We start from the raw sequence: 22,900 nt of genomic DNA on the forward strand, positions 1-22,900 counted from the left end.
ACTCCTTTTAGTGAAATAGTTTTCCTGAGAAAATCAAAAATCCAAAGCAGACGAAGTGGAAGGTCACCACAATGGAGACGGCTGTCGTCCACTTATTGTTCGGCCACCATTTATGCTTCTTATTCCATTTCTCAAAGAAATTGAAGCCGACCATGAGCAGTGCGTGATAGATTCCGTATATAATGTACTGAGGTGCGAGGCCGTGCCAGACACCCATCAGAAGAAACAGCAGCACATAGCCGATATTTGAAACCGCCATGCGGTTTTTGATCCATTTCTTCTTTGTCATCCAAAAGACAAAGCGCATGAACACGTAGTCTCTGAACCAAAATGAAAGCGACATGTGCCAGCGGTTCCAGAAGTCTTTAATATTGCGGCTGATAAACGGCATATTAAAGTTTTCCGGAGACTTGATCCCCATGATATAGCTGACGCCGACGGCAAAAGCCGTGTAGCCGGCGAAATCGAAGAACAAGTACAGGCTGTAGGCATACATGTATGCAAGCCCATGGGAAATGCTGCCGTGTGTGATAAACGGCAGTTTTAAAATGATATACGTGTTAATGCAATAGCCGATAATAAATTTGTATAAAAAGCCGAGAAAAATTTTGTTGATTCCCTTATACAGCAGCTCTTCATATTGCTCTTTCGTCCAGACGGTCTGCTCGTCTTTTTCAAAACGGCGGTACCTGTCAATCGGACCGGATGAAATGGTCGGAAAAAAGAGAATAAAGTACAGCAGCCTGCCGAGGGGAACCTGCTTTTTAATTAAGCCGTCCCGGGTTTCAATGATGAGCTGAACCCCTTTAAACGTCAGATATGAGATTCCAAGAAAGCTTGCCCAGTTGTCAACGGCAAAGAACGGCAGCAGCTTTGACAGCGCCAAAGGCAGAATCGACGCTGCCACCGCCAAACAAAAGACGACGCCGCTGTTGGCTTTTTGACGGTAAAAAATATAGGCTTTGATCAGCACCGTCTGCCAAAGCGTAAACAGGCACAGGGTGATGAGCCCGTGCAGGCTGTTGGAAAAAATGAGCGCCAGCACGACAACGGAAACGGCCATATTGTAAAAACGGAAACTTTTTCCGTTTAAGCCGAGGATGATCGTTGGTGCCAGCAGTATACCTAATATGATGAAGAAGAGAAATGAACCATACGGCGTCATACGGTTACCTCTTCTTTTAATCGTTTTCGGTCGATCTTACCGTTTGCTGTCATCGGAATCTCATTTTGATACATGAATTTTCTCGGAATCATATAGGCCGGCAGCTTGCTGCCAAGGTCTTTCTTAATGGCGCTCGTCAGCTGGTATTCCTTTTCAAAATCGTGTTCTTTAGGCACGATCATGGCGATCAGATACTCGATTTTCTCTTCTCTGTAGAATGGAATCACAACAGCCGACTGTACATAACGGGACTGATTGATTTGATATTCAATTTCCTCAAGCTCGATGCGATAGCCGTGCAGTTTGATTTGAAAATCAAGCCTTCCGAGGAAAAACAGCTGGCCGTTTTCGATGTAACCCGCATCCCCTGTGCGATAAGCCGGAGTTCCGTTGTAGGAGAAAAACACTTTTTCCGTCAGCGCCTTTTCGCCGAGATAGCCTTTGCTGACGCTTGCCCCGGTAATGATGATTTCTCCTTTTTCTCCTTCTTGAACGGCTTCTCCGTCTTCATTGATGATGACGATCTCAGTGTCCGGCTTTGCCGAACCGACGGGGAGGGAGGAATACCGGTCTAACACATCGTCTGTCACTTCAATCGAGGTCACGGCGACGGTTGCCTCTGTCGGACCATATGTGTTGAACACGCGCGCTTTTGGAAATCTTTCTTTCAATTGCCTTGCCACAGAAGCGGGAAGCGTTTCTCCGCAAAACATAAACACGGAGAGGCCCGGCAGCAGATCCTCTGAAAACGACGGATCCATTAAACACATCTGGGCAAACGAAGGTGTTGAAGTCCAGACATTGACATTCGATTGTTCCAGCGCTTCAAATAAAAGCTTCGGACGGTTAATCATATCTTTCGTGACGGTCCAAAGAGTGCTTCCGGTCTTCAGGCATGGATAAAGGTCCATGACCGACAAGTCAAAGGAGAACGGCGCCTGATTTAAAAACACTTGACCGTTTTCAACCGGAAAATCGTTTGTGATCCAGTCTGTAAAGCTCTGGAGATTATCGGCGGAAATTTGCACGCCTTTTGGATTTCCCGTACTTCCGGACGTGTAGATAATATAAAAGGTCTCCCCGTCCTTTACCCAATCGGCGGAATTTGTCTTAGATTCATCCCCCGGGTCAAGAGCGCCCGGTTCGATCACAGTGATCGCAGCATCTCCTGTATCGACATCAGCGCCTGAGTTGTTGAGCAAAAGCTCGGCCTTTGAGCTGCTGATGATTTTCAAAATCCGTTCTCTCGGAATGGAAACATCAACCGGGATATACGGATGTCCGGCTTTCACACAAGCGAGGAAAGAAACCGCCATAATCGGCTTCATATGACCGTAAACGATGATCGGAGAAGCATCTGTCAGCGCTTCTTTTTGCAGCTGAAGGGCAAGGCGCTCAGATTGCGACCACAGCTCTCCGTAAGTCAGCTTTTCCTCTTCATTCACAAAAGCAAGTGTATCGGGTTGTGTTTGTGCGTATTTTTGAATCGTTTCTATCAGTTTCATTGTTTTTTTCTCCATTAAAAGTCATTATAAATATATGAACCTGTATTTGCTGTATGGAATCCATAAATCAAAAACAACAGCAGCAGAATGAGAAAGTAATAGGAAGTGTTGAGCAGCCACTTCGTCGTTGTTTTTTCATACAACACTTTAAGCTTATTTAACATTGTTCTGTTCCTTTCCGTATTGAGAATTGCCTTAACAACAGTATAAGACGAATATGTTGTATAAAAGTTTCATTTGTGGAAAAGTTTTTGGAGGGACACCGCGCCAAAAAGGCCGGGAAGCCCATCAGCCTATTATAAACATTTTCCGCGGAATATCAATCTCTTGTGGAAAAAAATTCATTTATAAACGTTTGAATAGGTCAAGATCAAGCAATTTCTAGTAAATGCTGAACAATTTATGACTTTTAAAAGAAGAATAATTTTTAAAAATTGTAAATTGATATGATCGCCGCTTTTTGATCGTTCATCCTCATTCGAAACCTTACGTAAGATGTGCCCGTCTATTTTTCTGAAGAGAACGAAATCCTGGTATAAGGAGAAATCATAATGGATATTGCAATAGATAAAATGACAAGTATGCCCGCAGATCAAATCGAAGACTTAAGAAGTCTGATGGAAGACTGGAAAAACGAGCTTCTGGTTTATAAATTCGCTTTGGACCAAATGGATACAAAATTTTCGATTATCAGCCAGGAATACAATTTGATTCACGGCCATAATCCGATTGAACATACGAAATCAAGGGTGAAAAGCTTTGAAAGCTTAATCAACAAGCTGGTGAGAAAGGGATGCGATATTACGACAAGCGCGGCTAAGGAGCATATTCACGATATCGCAGGCCTGAGAATCATTTGTTCATTTTTGTCTGACATATACAACATGGTCGAAGTGCTGAAGGAGCATGAAGACATCAAAATTTTGAAAGTGAAGGACTATATCAAGAATCCGAAGCCGAACGGTTACCGGAGTCTCCACTTGATTGTTGAAGTTCCGGTGTATTTGACCAATCGCGTGGAACATGCCAAGGTGGAAATTCAAATCCGTACGATTGCCATGGATTTCTGGGCGAGTCTTGAGCATAAAATCTACTACAAGTTAAATAACGATGTCCCGAACCAGCTGACGGATGAACTGAAGGAAGCCGCGGACATTGCTCATTATTTGGATGAAAAAATGTTTAATATTAGATCAAAAGTGGATCAGTAATACAGCCGGAACGGGGCGGGCTCCGTCCGGCTTATTTTAAATACCAGCGGCCCTCAAATTCATTCTGCTTTGACATTTCCCCGCGCCTGTTCCACAATGACAATCCTGCCGAACAAGGATGGCTCGCGCGTGGTATCCGATACGAATGACATACAGGACATTTTCTAACCAATGCGTATCGAAAAAGGAGATCAAGAAAAAGATAATAGCCATGAGGAGGTCGTCGTCATATGAGCGGACTGCATATTGATTACAATAAAACCGCCTTTGTGCCCGAAATTCCTGGAGGAGATGGCGTTGTGAAACAGGCGTCCAATCGCGCTGAATTCAGTGTGTGCCATTTTACTGTGACGAAGCATCAATGGCACACTTCTTTCGGTGCGGATTTGGATCTCGAGCTTCGGCGCCGCGTTGTCGCGACAAATATCGGTGTTGAAAGCACGGCAAGGGAAGCCTGCCAGCATGGATATCAGCGGACTTTGATTTCAGATGTGATGACAACTTTCGGCGAGGAAGAGCTTCGGACGACGGAAGCGTTTAGATCACAGTTCTGATGAAAATATCTAAAAAAAGCAGGGCCTTGTTTTTAACAACCGTCGCATCCGGAACCATGCTGAATCCGCTGAACTCTTCCATGATCTCACTTGCGCTGCACAGCATTCAAAAAGAATTCCAGCTGTCGTTTTCAACCGTGTCATGGCTGATTTCATCGTTTTATTTGGCGAGTGCGGTTGCTCAGCCTGTGACGGGGAAGCTGGGGGATTTAATCGGCCGGAAAAAGATGTTTTTGTCCGGGCTGATTCTTGTGGCGATCTCAGCCATCGGCGCGCCGCTGGCCCCGGCATTTTTAGTTTTACTTGTGATGCGTTTATTTCAATCGATTGGCAGCAGTGCGATTTATCCGTCCGGAGTGGGGCTGATCAGGAGCCATATCCATGATCGCCAGGCCTCCGCGCTCGCTGTTCTTTCCATCTTTGCTTCCGCGATGACGGCTTTGGGCCCGACAGTGGGAGGGTTTTTAATCGTCTGGGGCGGGTGGCCGGCGATTTTCACCGTCAATTTCCCCTTTATCCTGTTCAGCTTTGTGTTTGGGATGTACATGTTTCCAAAGGATGAGAAAAAACCGGGTTTAAATGCCAGGACCGTCATCAAACAGCTTGATTTGACGGGAATCCTTTTATTTGCCGGCGGAATCGTCCTGTTGTTGTCTTTTTTGCTTTCTTTAAGCACCGCCCCCCATTATGCCGCAGGGATTGGCGGATTTGTTCTGCTGTTCATCTTCGTATGGTGGGAGCTGCGGACGGATCATCCGTTTATTGATATGCGGCTGTTTATATCCCACAGGACACTGTCATCGGTGTATGTCCAGTTTATTATGTTGAACATTTTTAATTACTGTCTGTTCTTCGGGCTTCCGAGTTATTTTCAGGATGAGATGGGGCTTTCCGTTCGCACAAGCGGACTGCTGATGCTGTTTATGTCAGGAATGAGCATCATCGTGTCTCCGCTTGCGGGAAGATGGATCGACCGCTCCGGGGAGACACAGCCTGTATTGATGGGGACTTGTTTGATGGTCATCGGCGCGGTTCTGATGACGCTCTTTTTCGTGGAGGCGCCGATGGTTTGGAAAGGCTTGATGCTTTCTTTATTGGGAATCAGCTACGGCCTCGGCAATGTAGCATTGCAGGCCGCCATGATCAGGACAAGCCCGGAAGATCTGGCCGGTACGACATCCGGGCTGTTTCAAACGTGCCGCTACTTGGGATCGATCTTATCATCGGTTGTTCTCGGATTGCTGTTCGGTCAAGAAATAACGTCCGGCCATTTTCAGGAGTTAGGGATGATCATGATCATCGTCGCCATCGGCAGCCTGATCTTGAGCTTCCGGTTTATCAAGCTGGTCAAGGGTTGAAAAAATGGAGCCGCATCTCGCGCTCCATTTTTTTGCTGATTGATCGGGAAAACGGTGTTGACTTGCATCTATTTATCATCTCGAACGTATCGCTTGACCAACCAGACGTTCTTATAGAAAATCAATGCTTGCGCTTTTTGGTCACAACTATTATCATCACGATGATAAAGATCAGGAAACATATCCATCATCTTCTAATAAATTTTTGAGAATATCATAAATAAAATGCTGACTGTTGCAATAATAAGCGCACCAAGGATTGCAATCATGGTCTGCGCACTCAAGTTTATCAAGTTATTTGCTAGTAAGATAAAAAAATAAACAGATATCCCATCAAAATAAAATAATGATAAAACATGGCTTTTTGTTTGATTAATTTATGGCGCTCATCATTTTTCTTAAATTGAGGATATAAATAACCTAATGTGAAAAACATGATAAATAAAGAAAAAGGCATAAAAGCCGTTTCGAAACCGAGTCTTCCATAAACCACACTACTAAAAAACTGATAGAGACTTAAAATCAACATCAAAAAACTCAATATGAAATAACCTAACCGTGAACTCATGATTTCCTCCATAAACATCTATATTTCGGCTGCTGTAGCTTCAAATTAGCTATTAGAGAACCGTTACATTCACCCGCTATTCTAGCGTAACGTAAAATGAGCTTTACGTAAAGGGAACTTTACAAAATAAGGCTCAAGGACCCAGACACCCTAGTGTCTGTGGAAAAGCCTCTCATCTTCTATGCGTAACCAGGACAAGCCTGTCTGGCTGGTGCCGCTATCCTCGGGTGGCGGAAATAAAAAATGGAACAGATCAATCCGATCTGCTCCATCCATAGATCAAAGAACTACTTTTCTTTTTTGACCAGGTCATAAATGGCCGTTCCGGCGATTTGCCCGGCTGTTTTCAGTCTGTCCTTGCTGATGTGTTCAATCGTGTCGAAAGGTGTGTGGTACCAGGGCTCCAATGCGCCGGTTCCCGGCTCTCGCCAAATATAATTGGCCGAGTCGATGCCCGCTTCATGGAATGGGACATGGTCGGATGAGCCGCCTTGGTTTAAATATAAAACATCTTTTCCAAGCTTCGCCTGAGCGGCGCGGCTTGATTGCCAGACGAGATTGGCCGAACCGTCAGGCGTGTTGATATAAAGCTGTGAGGCGTTTTCCCAGTTTGTTGCGACCATGTCGAGGTTGAAGTTGGCGGCGCTCCGTTCGATTTCCCGCTTTGACAGGTGCCCGACATAATAGCGCGATCCGACAAGCCCGATTTCTTCGGCTCCAAATGTAATAAAGCGGATTTCCTTATCAGCAGGCACATGTTTCATCAGCCGTGCGAGCTCCAGCACGGCTGATGTTCCCGACGCATTATCATTGGCTCCAGGCGCATCAGGCACACTGTCGTAATGTGAAGTCACATAGACGATCTCCGGGTTTTTCACTCCTTTTGGTTTGCGGACGCCGATGACGTTTTGCGAGGTTTGATTTGTAAAAGCCTTCAGCTGAAGTGTCGCTTCGCGTTCTGTGAGGAGCTTCTCACCGTCTTCCTTTTTGATACCGACAACCGGAATGTCAATTTGATTTCCGCTCAGGTTTGGCGTCAGCGGAACGAGGCTGTCGATGTTGTTATAAATAATAACCCCGGCCGCACCTGCATCAGCGGCGTTTTTTGCTTTCTCATAAAAAGTCAATTCTCCCCTTAAAATAACGGCAATTTTCCCTTTGGCATCCGCCGTGAAGTCACCCGGAAGACCGAGTCCCGCCTCATAGAGGGGAGCGGTCAAACCCTCGGACGCTGTCGGTGCGGAACCGGCTGCCGGCCGCGCTGCGACCTTATTTCCATTGACGGTAAGGGTTCCTTCTAATCTATCCGGAATGCTGAATGTTTGTTTGCTTACTTTCAGGCCTGATTTTTTCATCTGTTTCGCGATATATTGAGCGCTCTTTTTTTCTTGGTCGGTGCCTGTCACACGGGGCCCGATTGTTTCGCTTAAATGATGGATGGTTTGGTAAGCGCGGTTTTCATTAAACTTCTTGGCGATCTGGTCCTTATCTTTCGCACTAACGGCTTTCGGTGCCGCTTGAACCGCCTTTCCTATATCGCCGGCTGCCGGAACGGAAATTCCGCCAAGCAAAATAGCTGCAGCAGCTCCGAAAATCATCAGTTTTTTCTTCATCATCAAGCCCTCCCCAATGTTTTTGTTTGCCTTCTTGAGAAGATATTCGCACCGGGGAAAGCAAATCCTGCCACCGCAGGATAAATGAGGCGATAGACTGGTAGTTTCAAGATTGAGAAAAACAAGGTTGACTCAGGACCCTCTTTCTGTTTAGAATACGTCCGATTAATCAGAATCCTGATTTTGAATCACATATGTGAATAATGGAGGTTGTCATGTCCGTAAAATCCGCCGTACGTGTGGTGCGTATATTTGAATTGCTGTCAGTTCATCCGGAAGGGCTGACGGTAAAGGAAATCAGCAGAGAATTATCGATGCCGCAAAGCAGTACCTTTCACTTGGCCACGACTCTTTTGGATGAAGGGTATCTTCAGCAGGATGATGTAAAGCGGTACAGGCTTGGGGCGAAGCTGATTCAAATTGGAACCGCTGCCATGGAGTCGATCGATATTTCGTCCCAGGGTGTTCCTTTTTTAAAGCAGCTGATGGATGGGGTGCAGGAAACGGTATTTATGGCCGTTTTGTCCGATGATCAGCTTGTCTACATCGCCAAAATCGACAATAACAGGTCGATCAGAACAACTGCACAGCCAGGGTCGCGGAAACCGCTTTATTGCACCGGGCTCGGCAAGGCATTTTTGGCTTTTATGCCGGAAGAACAGAAGAATCGGCTTCTTGACCGCATCGAGTTCATCCGTTTTACAAGGAATACCATCACCAACAGAACTTCGTTGGAACATCAGCTGCAGCGGTTTTTCAAACAAGGGTATGCCGTTGATGATGAAGAGAATGAAGAAGGCTTGTTTTGCCTGGCGGCGCCGGTATACGGGCCTGAGGGAGAAATGAAGGCAGCGATCAGCACAGCGGGACCAAAGGATCGCATGCTCGAAAGAAAGACTGTCATTGCCGAGCAGCTGCTCTATACCGCCGCGAAAATTACAGAAAGCATTGGCGGAAAGAAGCCCGTGCACAAAGGGGGATGATTCTGATGGATGTGATAAGCATAGGAGAGACAATGGTGCTGTTTACACCCAATGAAGACGGCCCTCTCAGATATGCGAGAAATTATACGACAAGGATGGCAGGTGCAGAAACAAACACACTGATCGGACTAGCAAAGCTTGGAATGGACACCGGCTGGATAACAAGGCTCGGAAAAGACGAGTTCGGAGCGATGATTCTCTCTTCGGTCAGGGGAGAAGGAGTCGATGTCAGTCAAGTGATGTTTGATGAAGAAGCGCCGACAGGGTTGTTTTTTAAGGAGAGAAAAAGCGCGGCTAAAGTCAATGTCTTTTATTACCGGAACGCTTCAGCAGCAAGCTTTTTGCAAAAGAGCGATATCGATGAGACATACATTGAGAAAGCCGGTTTTTTATACATCACGGGCATTACTCCGGCTTTAAGTGAAAGCGCTTCAGAAGCTGTTTTTTACGCCGTGGAACTGGCCAAAAAGCACAATAAAACCGTTGTGTTTGATCCGAACTTGCGACAAAAGCTTTGGGACGGAGAGAGGGCGAGGCAGACCATGCTTGATCTGATCAAACAGTCTGATATCGTTCTTCCGGGCTTGGGCGAGGGCCGCTTTTTATTCGGAACCGATGATGAGCAAAAAATGGCCGAAGCCATTCACAGGCTTGGAGCTGAAACGGCGGTCATCAAGCTTGGCGCAAAGGGCGCCTATTACTCAAGAAGCAAAGAAAGCGGGTATGCGGCAGGCTTCGACATTCAAAAGGCCGTAGATCCGGTGGGGGCGGGAGACGGTTTTGCAGCCGGTGTGTTGTCCGGGTTGATTGAAGAGCTTCCGCTTTGTGACGCAGTCCGGCGGGGCTGTGCGATAGGCGCCATGGTAGTGGCGGTGAACGGTGATATCGAAGGCCTCCCTGACCGTGACGCACTGTTTGCCTTTATGAAGCGGTCTGAAGAAGACGATGTCAGCCGATAAAACGTGGTAACGAAAGGGTGGGAGATATGCGTGTATTATCACAAATCGAAGACGAAAAAATCATTGCGATCATCCGCGGCTACAATCCGGAGGAGGCCGTAGGCATCGCCGGAGCCTTAAAAGCGGGCGGGATCAGGCTTGTGGAGATGACATTGAATTCCCCTCAAGCGATCAAAGCAATTGAAACTGTTTCAGAACGCTTTGGAGATGACATGCTCGTCGGTGCGGGAACCGTTCTTGATCCTGAATCGGCAAGGGCGGCGCTTTTGGCTGGAGCCCGGTTTATCCTGTCACCCGTTGTCGATGAAGAGACGATCAAGATGACCAAACGGTATGGAGCGGTGAGCATTCCGGGCGCTTTTACCCCGACGGAAATTTTGGCGGCTTATGAAAACGGCGGAGACATCATTAAAGTGTTTCCGGGAACGCTGGGGCCGGGTTATATCAAGGATATTCACGGGCCGCTTCCACAGGTTCCGCTGCTGCCGACAGGAGGAGTCGGGTTGGACAATATCGGCGATTATTTGGATGCCGGGGCAATCGGAGCGGGAATCGGCGGGTCGCTTGTTCCTGCGAATGAAGAGGTCAATGACGTGTTTTTAGAAAAACTGGCCAAAAAAGCGAAGCGCTTTGTTGAGGCCGTAAAACGGCAAAAAGGGGATGAACAGACATGAAAATAACAGGGTTCGAATGTTTTCAAATACCGCCGCGCTGGCTGTTTTTGAAAATTGAAACGGATGAAGGCATCAGCGGCTGGGGAGAGCCTGTGATTGAGGGCAAAGCTGCGACGGTAAAAGCAGCCGTAGGCGAATTAATGGAATATTTAATCGGCAAAGACCCGATGAACATTGAAGACCACTGGAATGTGATGTACAGAGGCGGGTTTTATCGAGGCGGACCGATTTTGATGAGCGCGATTGCAGGCATCGATCAGGCGCTTTGGGATATCAAGGGCAAGTTTTACAATGCGCCCGTACACCAGCTGCTCGGAGGGAAGAGCAGGGAATCGATCAAAGTCTATTCATGGATTGGCGGAGACCGCCCTCAAGACGTCGGCCTCGCCGCAAAACAGGTGGTCGACAAAGGTTTTACAGCCGTCAAAATGAATGGCACAGAGGAGCTGCAATACATCGATTCGCATGAAAAAATCGATCAGGTGATCGAAAGGATCGCGGCTGTCAGAGAGGCGGTCGGACCTTATATCGGCATCGGCATCGATTTTCACGGCAGGGTGCATAAGCCGATGGCGAAAATGCTGGCAAAGGAGCTTGAGTCTTTTCGGCCGATGTTTATCGAAGAGCCCGTCTTGCCGGAAAACAACGAAGCGCTCCGCGATATCGCAAACCTCGTCTCGATTCCGATTGCAACCGGTGAACGGATGTTTTCAAAGTGGCAGTTTAAAAACCTTCTGACTGACGGTTTTGTGGATATCATTCAACCTGATTTGTCACACGCCGGCGGAATTACCGAATGTAAAAAAATCCTGTCGATGGCGGAAGCATTTGATGTCGCGGCTGCCCCTCATTGTCCGCTGGGCCCGATCGCCCTGGCGGCATGCCTCCAGGTTGATGCAACATGCCACAATGCGTTTATTCAGGAACAGAGCTTAGGGATTCATTACAACAAAGGCACGGATTTGCTCGATTATATTGTCGATCAAGAGGTGTTTTTCTATAAAGACGGCTATGTCCGGATTCCAGACGGCCCCGGCCTTGGCGTTGAAATCAATGAGAGACACGTCAGAAAAATGGCTGAAATCGGACACAGCTGGCGCAACCCCGTCTGGCGGCACAGAGACGGAAGCGTGGCAGAATGGTAAAAAATGATACCGTTTTCATATGTTCGTGAAACAAATGATTGAGAAGGAGAGGGGCCAATCATGAAAGCAGCAAATATGAAAGAGAAGCCGACAAAGGTTCGTGTGCAGGTATTATTGTTTATTTTCGTTTGTGTTGTGATCAATTATATGGATCGAAGCAATATCTCTGTGGCAGCCTCTGCGATCGGTGATGATTTGAATTTGTCCGCGGTTCAGCTGGGATTGATCTTTTCGGCATTCGGCTGGGCATATTGTGCGCTGCAAATTCCGGGCGGCGGGCTTGTCGACCGTTTTGGCCCGCGGCTTGTTTACAGCCTTAGTTTGATCACTTGGTCGCTTGCGACATTGCTGCAGGGCTTTGTCCGGGGGTTTGGTTCGTTATTCGGCCTGCGACTCGCGACAGGTGCGTTTGAGGCGCCCGCGTTTCCAACGAATAACCGGGTGGTCACTTCATGGTTTCCCGATCAGGAAAGAGCTTCCGCGATTGCTTTTTATACATCGGGGCAATTTGCCGGTCTTGCGTTTTTGACGCCGGCGCTCAGTGCGATTCAGCATGTCGTCGGCTGGCGCGGCTTGTTTATTGTCACGGGGGCGGTCGGTATCATTTGGGGTGTGGTATGGTACATCTTTTATCGAGATCCAGAGCGGCACCCTAAGGTAAACAAGGCTGAACTGGACCACATTGAAAAAGGCGGCGGGCTTGTCCGTCGGAGTCAGTCTGCCAAGGAGGAAAAAACGGCGTTGACCTGGGAGCATTTCAAACAAGTGACAAGCCGGCGGAAGCTGTGGGGGATTTATATCGGCCAGTTCGCCGTTAACTCGACGCTGTGGTTTTTCCTGACATGGTTTCCGACATACCTTGTGAAATACAGGGGGCTTGGCTTCCTGCAATCCGGTTTTCTTGCATCGCTTCCTTTTTTGGCGGCATTTATAGGAGTTCTGTTGTCCGGTTTTCTGTCCGATTTCCTGATCAAAAGAGGTGTGTCCGCCGGAGTTGCCCGTAAAACACCGATCATCACGGGGTTGTTTCTGTCCGTTTCGATCATCGGCGCCAATTATGTCAATCAAACATCCTTGGTCATTTTATTTATGACGCTTGCCTTTTTTGGGAATGGACTGGCCTCGATCACTTGGGTGCTGGTGTCGTCTCTGGCGCCCAAGCATCTGATCGGGCTGACGGGCGGAGTATTTAATTTTGTCGGCAGCCTCGCGTCGGTTATCGTTCCGATTGTGATCGGTTTCCTGGCTGATGGCGGCAGCTTTGCGCCCGCGCTTGTCTTTATCGGCATTCTTGCCTTTTGCGGCGCCCTGTCCTACATCTTTCTGGTTGGAAAAGTCGAGCGCATCGAAATCAAAGGGGATGCTGTTGAAAACCGTGATCTTTCAATATAACGTTCTTGTAAGGGTGGCCGGATTTTCGGCCACCTTTTTTAAGTTTTTGATGAATAATAATCGAGGCATGTCGCAAACTAACCATTAAAATATTTTGATGAAACAGGTGTTTGAGGATGGCGGCATATTTTCAAAAAGATTATCGGCTCGGGTCTTTTGAGCTTTTTTCAACTTCACATATTCTGACTTTACTGGTGATTGCGGCGCTTGGCGTTTGTCTGTTCGTATTTCGGAAGACGCTGCAAAAGCCCGAAATCAACCGGTTGATTCGCTATGGCTTTGTGACGGTTCTCGTGATTTCAGAAATCAGTTACCACTCCTGGTTCATTTTTGTGAGATCATGGACGCCTCGCTATTGTTTGCCGCTTCATTTAAGCGATCTTTCAGTTTATCTCATCATCATTCTGTTAATAACGAAAAACCTCAATTTGTTTAAATTTCTTTATTTTGCCGGTTTGGGCAGCGCTTTGCAGGCCATACTGACGCCTGACTTAGGAAGGTACGGATTTCCCCATTTCCGCTTTTTTGAATTTTTTATTTCCCACGGAATCGTCGTTCTCGCCTGCCTCCTGATGATAGCAGCCGAAAAGTATAAGCCGACGGTCCGCTCTCTCTGGGTCACGTTTCTTCTTGTCAATGTTTATGGCGCTCTCATTTTTTTGATCAACCGTTTGCTGAACTCGAACTATATGTACATGATGAAGAAGCCCGGCGGCGGAGCATCGCTGTTAGATGTGCTCGGGCCATGGCCATGGTATCTTTTATCAGCTGAAGCGGTCACGATTGTCTTCTTCTATCTTCTCTATTTGCCGTTTTGGATCGCCGGGAAGGTGAGAGAAAAAAAAGATCCTGCATGATCCTCAAGGTGAGGATATAATGCGCCTTTTCCATGGCTGATATTAGCGATAAACCTTTTCTATAAATAAACGTCCATATAGGGGTGGCCGTATCCCATTGGCCAAGTGAGACAAAATCGAAAGCATCAACTAATGATCATTCTAAAATTTGATCAATTTGAAACAAAATTCCATTCATATCGAAAATGAGTGATTGCGCCATAAGTGTCTCCTTTTTTACCTACCGACTTTATCTTCTAATTACGGCTATAGAATCGTTCACAGCATGATCAGGAATATGAAGCAAAAAAGCAGATCTCGTAAAAGATCTGCTTTCTATTACATACTGATTTGTTTCTTTTGTTCATAATCGATTTCTGGCTGTATTTCCTTCGTGAGTTGATGTCCTTCTATGTCTACATTCGGAATCATCTTGTCCAGCCATTTTGGCAAATACCAGGCTGCATTCCCCATCAGCTTCATCAGACTTGGAATCAGTGTCATTCGTACAATAAATGCATCAAAGAGCACACCAAAGGAAAGAGCCAACCCGTTGGCTTTAATAGAAGCTTCACCAGCAAAGATAAATCCTGCAAAAACGAATATCATGATCAGGCCGGCTGCGGTGACAACAGGACCGCTGTGTTTTAATCCAGCTTGAATCGCTTGTACTGGATTCTTTGTTCTCACATATTCTTCGCGCATTCTGCTTACAAGGAATACTTGATAATCCATCGCTAATCCGAACAGAATCCCAATGGATAAAATCGGCAGGAAGGCGAGTATCGGTCCTTTTTCAGGTATTTGGAACAAGTCGATGAGATTTCCGTCTTGTAAGACAAATACACAGACTCCAAGAGTGGCTGTCATCGTCAAAATGAAACCTGCAACCGCGACAAGAGGCACAAGCAACGAACGGAATACGATTGTCAGCAATACAAACGCAAAACCAACAATGAGTACAGCAAACACCGGTATCGCATCATTAAGGCGATCTGAAATATCAATATTCACTGCGGTCGATCCAGTGACGAGCAAATCTATCCCATTTTTATCTGATAAGCTGCGTACATCTTTTACCAAATCCTTCGTTGCTGCATCATTTGGACCTGTTTCAGGAACGACCGTAATGATGGCAAAGTTCCCTTTTTTATTAGGCATTGCAGGAGTGACACTCGCTACATGGTCTAGTTCCTTTATTTCTTTCACTGCGTCTGCGAAGGCTTCCGCTTTATTTTCTGTCACACTTCTGGCATCCGCTACGATTGTTAATTGACCATTAAATCCTTCTCCAAAACCGTCGGCAAGCAAGTCATAAGCCCGGCGATCTGGATTATCCTTCGCTTTCATCCCTGCATCAGGCAAGCCCAGCTCCAAATGCATAGATGGGATACTAATAACGAGCAAAATAAGAATGCTGCATACACTTAGCATGATAGGATTTTTTGTGACAAAGCGTCCCCAGCCATTTGTTTCAGCGCTTTGTTTTTCTTTGTTCTTGTTTGCTTTCGGAACCATCCGTTTCCCCGCTATCGACAAGACGGCAGGCACAAGCGTGATGGAAGCGAGAACAGCCATCAGTACACTAAGCCCTGCTGTCAGCCCCATTGCAGACATAAAAGGAATGTTAACGACAGTCAATCCGCAAAGTGCGACGATAACAGTAAGTCCGGCAAAAACGACTGCACTCCCAGCTGTTCCTGCAGCTCTCGCAATGGATTCATTTTTTTGTATACCTTCGCCTAAAAACTGGCGGTGCTTCGTAAAAATAAATAAAGCATAATCAATCCCAACTGCAAGGCCGATCATTCCGGCCAATGAAAGACTGACGGAAGCAATATCGAATACTTGTGTCCCAATCAAAACGAGTCCAATACTTACACCTAATCCAATCAGTGCTGTTAAAATCGGCAAACCTGCTATTAATAAAGAGCCAAACGTAATGGCCAAAACGACAAAGGCCAAAATAATGCCGACAATTTCAGAGATACCGCCTATCTCCATCTCAGCTCCCGGTACATCTCCGCTTAGCTCCGTTTGCAATCCCTCATCATCAGCCACTTTCAAACTGTCTTTTAAGTGTTTGATAGAGTCATCTTTTATATCATCTGCTGATGTTTTATACTTGATATCAGCATAGGCAACTGTGCCATCTTTCGCGATTGTTCCTGTCACAAAAGGACTTGCAATCGAGTCAACAGAACCATCTTTATCGATTTCCTTTAACGTATTTTCGATTGCTTTTTTGGCTGACTCTGCAGTCAGTTTCTCTCCATCTTCAGCACCGAAAATCACCCGTATGCTCCCTTTATCAGGGCCGTGAGGAAATTCTTTTTGAATGACATCCATCGCTTTTTCCGAAGGTGTGTCAGGTATGGACATATCCTCAGAAAAACTTGGTTTTAATGTGGTTGCAAGGCCTATCGATGCAACTAACACAACGATCCACGCGCATATAACTTTTAAGCGATTGCGAGCAACCCATCCTCCTAATTTATATAACATTTTTGACATGATAATCTCCTTTCAACACATTGCTTGATCATATTCCTTCTCATTGTAGTGGACAATGAAATAAAAAAAACGTACATTCGGACATGTACGTTTGGGCAAATTTCAAATTTGATATTATTAGTCTAATGTCAGAATACCTCTTTGCATGGCAATCGTCACTGCTTCAGTTCTTGAATTCGCGCCTAATTTATTGTAAATGGACGTTAGTCTAGACTTTACTGTTCGCTCAGAGACACCCAAATCAAAGGCAATCGCTTTGCTTTTAAGCCCTTTGGCAATGGCTTTTAGAACAATGACTTCCTTTTCTGTCAGCTGCGTATCACTGTGCTGCTTCTTCATCCGCTCTAATTGGATTTCTTGCAGACGTTTTAAGATATCAGGCTGCAATAGCACGTTTCCTCTTATTGCTGCATCCATCGTATGAAAAAGGGTTTCTGAACTTGTATCCTTCAATAGATATCCTTTCGCCCCTAATTCAATTCCTTCGATCATTAAGTGATCTTCATTATACGTAGTCAAAATAATGATGGGGATGTCGTGTTTTTCTTTTATTAGTTTAATGGCTTCTAACCCGCTCATCTCTGGCATATACAAATCCATGAGAATAATATCCGGTTTTAATTCATCTGCAAGGCGGACTGCTGATTTGCCATTTTCTGCCTCTCCTATGATGATGTAGTGATCATTCGTTTCAATTAAAAGCTTCAGACCTTCCCTCACGACAAGATGGTCATCAACGATTAAAACCTTATTCATTTTGCATCTCTCCCTGAATTGGTACAGTAATCTCAATTTGTGTTCCTATAGATTTTTTACTCTTTATATTGAATTGGCCTTTCATTGCTCTGACGCGTTCTTCTATGCCGAGAAGCCCATAATGTCCTCTCTTTTTCTTGCCCTTTTCAACATCAAATCCTTTGCCATTGTCCTTGACAGTTAAATGGAGCCTCTGCTTATCATCGTCCCAAATGGATACCGAGATTGTTTCTGCTTCAGCATGCTTTGCTGCATTCGCTATGCATTCTCCAATGATGTAATAACAGTTTTCAGCTGTTCGAACGTCCGGCACTTGATCTAATCTGTAGTCTAAAAAACAAGCCATGCCTGTCGACTCTTGAAAATGATCCATTAATGAGGTAATTCTTTCTTTTAAAAAACCGATTTCTTCTGATTTGCTGCGCAGATCGTCAATCGCTGAACGTGCATCAGCTAATGTGCTTTTCACTCTATTCATAGATTGTTGAACGATTTCTTTTGCTCTCTCTGTGTTGTCTTTGGCGAGATGAACATGAATAGCGTCCAGCTGCATATTTAAACTGACCAGCCCTTGAGCAAGCGTATCGTGTAAGTCCCGGGCCATACGCTGTCTCTCGTTTTGCAGCGTCAGCTGTTCTACCTGCTGATGAGCCAACTCCAGCCTTTCAAGAGTCAGCTGCGCTTTTATCTTTTCATCGACTTGGGAAAAAAATGTAGCGGCATATGTGATAGTCACGATCATAATAGGTACTGCTATGACAAGAAAATGCAAATATTCACCTTTGTGAATCTGATATACTACATTGATTGACAGCAGAAGCAATAAATAAAGGATGAGGAACGTCTTTCTTCTGTCTGCCATTCCTATAATCTGTCCAATCAAAAATGCATAAAGGCCAATGATGATCAGCACTAAGAAGCCAGGCATGATATTAGCAAGTGTAAAAGTGATCAGACCTTGTACTATGAAGTACAGAATCACCCTTTTCTTAACCCAGCGATATGAGTGCCAATGCAGCAAAACAAAGATGGCGGTCAATACTGTAAACACATTAAGCGATAAAATGGACCAGCTCCCATTCAGAAATTGCAGCACGATAGAGGCTACATAGATCATGAGAATAAAAGCCAGGCCCGGCACTCTGAGCGCAAGCATATTTAATGCCCGCCTATCATGTGAGTAGTACTTTTCTTTGAAAGGATTCCTTATCAGCAAACCTCATCCACTTCCTTTAACAGTTTAACCGAAAAGAGACTAATGAAAATCGATCCCATTTCATTGAACGTGCAACATACATTTATCCAATCATTTTATAGGAAGAAAAGGAACACAACAATACCAAGGTGCATTGAACCATTAGATGTTCCCAACATATGATCATTGCCCAAACGTACATATACATTCTGCCTTTATGTACGTATTATCTTTCCAAATTTACATTTAAAATAATGAGGAACTCACTATTCATTGAAGGAATGATCAACATTGAAATCGATTGATCTCATCATTTTATCATTAAAAAGAAAAGGAATCAGAACTGAGAAAGTGTTAAAAAATCAGTGCCCTGATCGATTAAGCAATGCGAACGAAAAAACAGACAAGCATAGAAACAAAAATAGTCAATCCAAGAACACGTGTAAAGAAAAAGAGGAATGAATATGTATTGGTTTTTAGGTGCTTTATTATATTTTCTCATCGGTACTTGTATATTCATTGGAGTCATTAGAGACAGTCACTCAGGCTCATGGATACTCCTTGCGTTAGCAGCCCCGCTCATTATTGTTGGCTATCCTTACTTTTATTTAAAGCAGCTTCTTGTCAAAAGATAGCCAAAATAGACGCCATACAATCTGAGGATCTTGCATGATCCTTTTTTTTTCGGCCTATCGACGGTGTTTATTTTTTGAAGAAAGGGAATAGAACAAAAAAAGAAAAGGAGATGGAAGACATATGAAAAGCGACCGAACCATGCATATTATTTCTTGTACAGACAATAACTACGCACAGCATTTAAGCGTGTTGTTCGCATCATTGCTGACGAATATGGATCAGAGGCGCGATGTGAAACTGTATGTCATCGACGGAGGGATTGAACCGGAGAATAAAAAGCGGCTGGAAGAGACGACCCTCCGATTCGGGGCTCCTATTACATTTCTTAATGTGGAAAAAAGCCAGTATGACAAAGCGGTCGAAAGCAGCCATATTACAAAAGCGGCTTACTATCGAATTTCCATTCCCGATCTGATTGATGACGAATCCGTTAAACGAATGATCTATGTCGACTGCGACGCCTTAGTGTTAGAGGATATATCGAAGTTGTGGGACAAGGACATTTCACCTTATTTCGCGGCGGCGGTTGAAGATGCAGGCCAGCATGAACGGCTGAAAAAGATGAACATCAGCGATGAAGCAAAATATTTTAACTCGGGCTTAATGATCATCGATATGGAAGCTTGGAGAAAAAACGACATTTCGAAAAAAGTCATCGAGTTTATCAATAACAACGATGAAGACATGTTTGTGTTTCATGACCAGGACGCGCTGAACGCGATTCTTTATGATCAGTGGCTCGAACTTCATCCGAGGTGGAACGCCCAAACACACATTATGTTAAAAGAAAAAACACCGGCTTCTCTCATCGATCAAAAGCGCTATATGGAAACAAGGGCAAATCCCGCAATCGTTCATTTCTGCGGCGGAAACAAGCCTTGGAATTCACAAACCTCACACCCGTACACCCGTCAATATTTTAAATATTTGCAGTCCACGGCCTTTAACCAGACGGACAAGTTGTCTAAAAACCATGTCAGCTAACATGCCAATCTTCTTTTTAAATCCCAGGATGAATCGATATAATGACAACAAACCCTGACGTATCCCCATATTCGCTTGTTTCCTTTCATCGGAAACAAGCATTTTTCTGGTCGGGAAAATTCCTGATGAATGGAGGAGAGCTTTTGCTTAAAGTGCTGTTGACGCTTAACGGACTGTTTTACCGCGCAGCGCCGCGGTTGAAAGAAAGGATCGAACAGCTCGGCGCCGAATTTATGTTTTTGGATTCAAATCGGTTGATGAGACAGGATTTACTGACTCATATCAAGGATGTCCATATTTATATCGCCGGCGTTGAAAAAGCGGACCGGGAGCTGATCGACGCCGCTCCGGGACTCCGGTATATCATGAAATTCGGCGCGGGAATCGACAATATTGATGTGGAATATGCAAACGAAAAAGGAATTCTCGTCACGAATGCACCCGGCCAAAATGCCTCGGCAGTCGCCGATTTGGCATTCGGTCTTCTGCTGTCTGGCGCCCGTTCGATCCCGCAGTCAAACGCCGCAGTCAAAGCCGGCTTATGGCAATCGGCGATGGGTTATGAGCTCGATGGAAAAACGCTGGGGCTTATCGGTTTTGGGGAAATCGGCAAAAAGGTTGCAAGGCGGGCTTCCGGGTTTAATATGAACGTTTTGGCGTACGGCACATACAAAGACTACAATGCAGCCAAACGGCTGAATGTACGGTTCGCCGAGCTTGACGATCTCCTGGCAAAATCGGACTTTGTATGTATCAGCACATCATTGAGACCTGCCACCTATCATTTGATCAATCAAGAAAAACTGGCAAAAATGAAGAAAACCGCGTACCTGATCAACATTGCCCGCGGAGAAGTGGTGGACGAAAGCGCGCTTATTCAAGCGCTTGAACAAAAACAGATCAGGGGCGCAGCATTGGACGTCTTTGAAACCGAACCGCCGGCTGCCCGGATCACCGGTCTCGGCAATGTCATTTGCACGGCGCATATCGGCGGCGCTACGTTTGAGAGCATCAGGCGTATCGAAGAGGTGACCTATCAAAACATCAAAAGGTTTATCGAAAAACAGCAGCCGGCTTTCCGCGTTCGATAAAGACCGGAAACGGCGATAAGCCGCGTCCCGGTTATGTTCTTTGAAAAAACTCAACCATTTCTCCTTCGGGGCCAAAAAGAAAAAAATAGCGGAAGCCGTTCGGCAATACGGTGATCTCATCTTCCATCAGCTTGATGCCGGCGCCTTTTACGCGAGCGAATTCAGCCTCGATATCATCGGTCGAGACGGCAAAATGATGAACTTTTCCTTCCTGGGGAAGGTTGTCGTTATATCCCTCGATCAGTTCAAGCTCTGTCTCGTCTCTGTTCTCAAAGCCTAAAAAAGCGAGTTTCATGACGCCGTTTGTGTGCGTCATTCTCCCTTTCAATGTCATACCGATCATATCTTGGTAAAAAGCGATCGATGCCTCAATGTCCTTCACCATCAGTCCTATGTGGTCGATTCTTGCCACCTTTAGGATACCTCCTTTTTTCTTATCATCATAGAAGAGTCTGAAATATCCGTCAATTTTTTCGGGAGGGAAATTCCGCTATCATGTATAGGAAGATGAACAAAGCGTTATGGTAGGATAGAACAAGACTTTAATAGAAGGACTGAACACAATGAAGACGCTAAAAATAAAACACAGCTACGCGGCGAAGATGAAAAAAGGCTATCCCTTGATTTCAAAAGATGCCGTCCTTTCGGAAGTCGGCCATTTGACAGAAGGAGAGCTGATTGAAATTTTCGATGAAAATGGAGCTTTCCTGGGGAAAGGCTATTACGGAGAACAAAACAAAGGGATCGGATGGGTGCTGACGCAAAATCGGAACGAGCCGGTCGATAAAAGCTTCTTTCTCGGCAGACTGGCAAAGGCTTTTCAGGAAAGAGAGCCGCTCTTTCAGGATCCGGAAACGACGGCCTTTCGTTTATTTAACGGTGAAGGAGACGGAATCGGCGGCTTCACGATCGATTACTATGATGGATATTATTTGCTTCAGTGGTACAGCAAGGGGATTTATACGTTTAAGGAAATGATCATCTCCGCACTTGACGAGCTTGTCGACTATAAAGCCGTCTATGAGAAAAAGCGGTTTGATGAAGCCGGGCAGTATCTCGAAGATGACGATTTTGTCAAAGGAACGCGAGGAGAATTTCCGATTATCGTGAAGGAAAACGGCATCCATTTTGCCGTTTATCTCAATGACGGCGCCATGACGGGCGTGTTCCTTGACCAGCGTCATGTCCGCAAATCGATAAGGGACCGGTATGCCGAAGGGAAAACCGTGCTGAACACATTCTCATATACCGGTGCTTTTTCCGTCGCCGCAGCCCTCGGAGGCGCCGAAAAAACAACAAGTGTCGATGTGGCCAACCGGAGCTTAAACCGGACGATCGAGCAGTTCAGCGTCAACGGTCTGGATTTTGAAGCTCATGACATCAAAGTAATGGATGTGTTTCGCTACTTTCAATACGCCGCGAAAAAACAAATCAGTTTTGACCTGGTGATTCTTGACCCTCCATCTTTTGCAAGAACGAAAAAGCATACGTTCAGCGCGGCAAAGGATTATAAAAATCTGTTAAAAGAAACGATCCAAATTACAAAAAACCAAGGGGTTATTGTCGCTTCAACAAACAGCAGCGCATTCGGAATGAAAAAGTTCAAAAGCTTCATTGATTCGGCATGCAAAGAAACGGGGACGAGCTACACGATTCTGGAAGAACATTCCTTGCCTGAGGACTTTAAGACGTTGAAAAGCTATCCCGAAGGCAATTATTTAAAAGTTGTCTTTTTGCGGATTCGCCGCTGGTGAATGACAT

At 45.5% G+C, this 22,900-nt stretch carries 22 protein-coding genes and 1 pseudogene; 14 read left to right on the forward strand and 9 right to left on the reverse strand.

Annotated elements, in window-relative coordinates; translation table 11 throughout:
• Positions 1-7 precede the first annotated feature (7 nt).
• The 3 genes from dltB to M654_RS02040 are packed head-to-tail and all read right to left on the reverse strand — an operon-like array spanning position 8 to position 2,834.
• Positions 8-1,165: a D-alanyl-lipoteichoic acid biosynthesis protein DltB gene (gene dltB / locus M654_RS02030; protein WP_026589216.1), complete on the reverse strand. Its 1,158-nt coding sequence runs from the start codon at positions 1,163-1,165 to the stop codon at positions 8-10.
• Complete coding sequence (gene dltA / locus M654_RS02035; protein WP_026589215.1) at positions 1,162-2,670, reverse strand: D-alanine--poly(phosphoribitol) ligase subunit DltA; 1,509 nt, start codon at positions 2,668-2,670, stop codon at positions 1,162-1,164. The genes dltB and dltA overlap by 4 nt, the downstream gene beginning before the upstream one ends.
• 14 nt (positions 2,671-2,684) lie before the next feature.
• Positions 2,685-2,834, reverse strand: coding sequence for a teichoic acid D-Ala incorporation-associated protein DltX (locus tag M654_RS02040; RefSeq protein WP_026589214.1), 150 nt, complete (start codon positions 2,832-2,834; stop codon positions 2,685-2,687).
• Between the two features lie 417 nt (positions 2,835-3,251).
• On the opposite strand from M654_RS02040, the gene M654_RS02045 reads away from it, so the two are divergent.
• The 3 genes and pseudogenes from M654_RS02045 to M654_RS02055 all read left to right on the forward strand — a co-directional run bounded on the left by M654_RS02045 (position 3,252) and on the right by M654_RS02055 (position 5,793).
• Positions 3,252-3,881 carry a GTP pyrophosphokinase YwaC gene (locus M654_RS02045; protein ID WP_179115692.1) on the forward strand — a complete coding sequence of 210 codons (630 nt, stop codon included), beginning with the start codon at positions 3,252-3,254 and terminating at the stop codon, positions 3,879-3,881.
• Positions 3,882-4,147: 266 nt separating this feature from the next.
• Positions 4,148-4,435 (forward strand): annotated as a pseudogene (locus M654_RS24275) (isochorismatase family protein); the annotation flags it as partial.
• Positions 4,435-5,793 (forward strand): MFS transporter, encoded by a 1,359-nt coding sequence (locus tag M654_RS02055; RefSeq protein ID WP_026589211.1) that lies wholly within the window; start codon positions 4,435-4,437, stop codon positions 5,791-5,793. The pseudogene M654_RS24275 and the gene M654_RS02055, both read left to right, overlap by 1 nt.
• A gap of 301 nt (positions 5,794-6,094) precedes the next feature.
• Here M654_RS02055 and M654_RS23750 read toward each other — a convergent pair whose 3' ends face one another.
• Together M654_RS23750 and M654_RS02065 are read right to left on the reverse strand one after the other, a co-directional pair.
• Positions 6,095-6,361 (reverse strand): hypothetical protein, encoded by a 267-nt coding sequence (locus M654_RS23750; RefSeq protein ID WP_236251191.1) that lies wholly within the window; start codon positions 6,359-6,361, stop codon positions 6,095-6,097.
• A 287-nt stretch (positions 6,362-6,648) separates the two neighbouring features.
• Entirely contained in the window at positions 6,649-7,974 is a 1,326-nt protein-coding gene (locus M654_RS02065; RefSeq protein ID WP_026589209.1) for a M28 family peptidase, read from the reverse strand.
• Positions 7,975-8,189: 215 nt separating this feature from the next.
• On the opposite strand from M654_RS02065, the gene M654_RS02070 reads away from it, so the two are divergent.
• The 6 genes from M654_RS02070 to M654_RS02095 all read left to right on the forward strand — a co-directional run bounded on the left by M654_RS02070 (position 8,190) and on the right by M654_RS02095 (position 13,984).
• Positions 8,190-8,957 (forward strand): IclR family transcriptional regulator, encoded by a 768-nt coding sequence (locus tag M654_RS02070; protein WP_026589208.1) that lies wholly within the window; start codon positions 8,190-8,192, stop codon positions 8,955-8,957.
• 5 nt (positions 8,958-8,962) lie between these two features.
• Positions 8,963-9,916: a sugar kinase gene (locus M654_RS02075; RefSeq protein ID WP_026589207.1), complete on the forward strand. Its 954-nt coding sequence runs from the start codon at positions 8,963-8,965 to the stop codon at positions 9,914-9,916.
• Positions 9,917-9,942: 26 nt separating this feature from the next.
• A complete protein-coding gene (locus tag M654_RS02080) occupies positions 9,943-10,590 on the forward strand; it encodes a bifunctional 4-hydroxy-2-oxoglutarate aldolase/2-dehydro-3-deoxy-phosphogluconate aldolase (protein ID WP_026589206.1) in 648 nt (215 codons plus the stop codon).
• On the forward strand, positions 10,587-11,735 hold the full coding sequence (dgoD, locus tag M654_RS02085) for a galactonate dehydratase (RefSeq protein WP_026589205.1): 1,149 nt from the start codon (positions 10,587-10,589) through the stop codon (positions 11,733-11,735). The genes M654_RS02080 and dgoD overlap by 4 nt, the downstream gene beginning before the upstream one ends.
• A 60-nt stretch (positions 11,736-11,795) precedes the next feature.
• Positions 11,796-13,127: an MFS transporter gene (locus M654_RS02090; protein ID WP_026589204.1), complete on the forward strand. Its 1,332-nt coding sequence runs from the start codon at positions 11,796-11,798 to the stop codon at positions 13,125-13,127.
• 116 nt (positions 13,128-13,243) lie between these two features.
• Entirely contained in the window at positions 13,244-13,984 is a 741-nt protein-coding gene (locus tag M654_RS02095) for a YwaF family protein (RefSeq protein WP_026589203.1), read from the forward strand.
• 318 nt (positions 13,985-14,302) lie between these two features.
• Here M654_RS02095 and M654_RS02100 read toward each other — a convergent pair whose 3' ends face one another.
• The 3 genes from M654_RS02100 to M654_RS02110 form a co-directional block, all read right to left on the reverse strand.
• Positions 14,303-16,477: an MMPL family transporter gene (locus M654_RS02100; RefSeq protein WP_026589202.1), complete on the reverse strand. Its 2,175-nt coding sequence runs from the start codon at positions 16,475-16,477 to the stop codon at positions 14,303-14,305.
• Positions 16,478-16,594: 117 nt separating this feature from the next.
• The gene (gene ydfI, locus M654_RS02105; protein ID WP_026589201.1) at positions 16,595-17,233 is read right to left on the reverse strand and encodes a two-component system response regulator YdfI; all 639 of its coding nucleotides are present in this window, start codon (positions 17,231-17,233) and stop codon (positions 16,595-16,597) included.
• A complete protein-coding gene (locus M654_RS02110) occupies positions 17,226-18,449 on the reverse strand; it encodes a two-component system sensor histidine kinase YdfH (RefSeq protein WP_035428551.1) in 1,224 nt (407 codons plus the stop codon). The genes ydfI and M654_RS02110 overlap by 8 nt, the downstream gene beginning before the upstream one ends.
• Positions 18,450-18,719: 270 nt before the next feature.
• Here M654_RS02110 and M654_RS02115 point away from each other — a divergent pair, with 270 nt between their 5' ends.
• The 4 genes from M654_RS02115 (at position 18,720) to M654_RS02130 (ending at position 21,139) form a co-directional block, all read left to right on the forward strand.
• A complete protein-coding gene (locus M654_RS02115; RefSeq protein WP_142246068.1) occupies positions 18,720-18,890 on the forward strand; it encodes a hypothetical protein in 171 nt (56 codons plus the stop codon).
• Positions 18,887-19,063, forward strand: a complete 177-nt coding sequence (locus M654_RS02120) for a hypothetical protein (protein ID WP_142246069.1) — start codon at positions 18,887-18,889, stop codon at positions 19,061-19,063. Before M654_RS02115 ends, M654_RS02120 begins: the two co-directional genes overlap by 4 nt.
• Before the next feature lie 121 nt (positions 19,064-19,184).
• The gene (locus M654_RS02125) at positions 19,185-20,048 is read left to right on the forward strand and encodes a glycosyltransferase family 8 protein (protein ID WP_026589198.1); all 864 of its coding nucleotides are present in this window, start codon (positions 19,185-19,187) and stop codon (positions 20,046-20,048) included.
• A 41-nt stretch (positions 20,049-20,089) separates the two neighbouring features.
• Positions 20,090-21,139 carry a phosphoglycerate dehydrogenase gene (locus M654_RS02130; protein WP_236251192.1) on the forward strand — a complete coding sequence of 350 codons (1,050 nt, stop codon included), beginning with the start codon at positions 20,090-20,092 and terminating at the stop codon, positions 21,137-21,139.
• A gap of 31 nt (positions 21,140-21,170) precedes the next feature.
• Here the strand turns inward: M654_RS02130 and M654_RS02135 are convergent, their stop codons facing one another.
• The gene (locus M654_RS02135) at positions 21,171-21,551 is read right to left on the reverse strand and encodes a VOC family protein (protein WP_026589196.1); all 381 of its coding nucleotides are present in this window, start codon (positions 21,549-21,551) and stop codon (positions 21,171-21,173) included.
• A 151-nt stretch (positions 21,552-21,702) separates the two neighbouring features.
• Between M654_RS02135 and M654_RS02140 the strand changes: the two genes are divergently transcribed.
• Complete coding sequence (locus M654_RS02140) at positions 21,703-22,893, forward strand: class I SAM-dependent rRNA methyltransferase (RefSeq protein ID WP_026589195.1); 1,191 nt, start codon at positions 21,703-21,705, stop codon at positions 22,891-22,893.
• Positions 22,894-22,900: the final 7 nt, after the last annotated feature.

It is taken from the genome of Bacillus sp. NSP9.1, assembly GCF_000465465.2.
In the GTDB taxonomy this organism is placed as follows: domain Bacteria; phylum Bacillota; class Bacilli; order Bacillales; family Bacillaceae; genus Bacillus; species Bacillus sonorensis_A.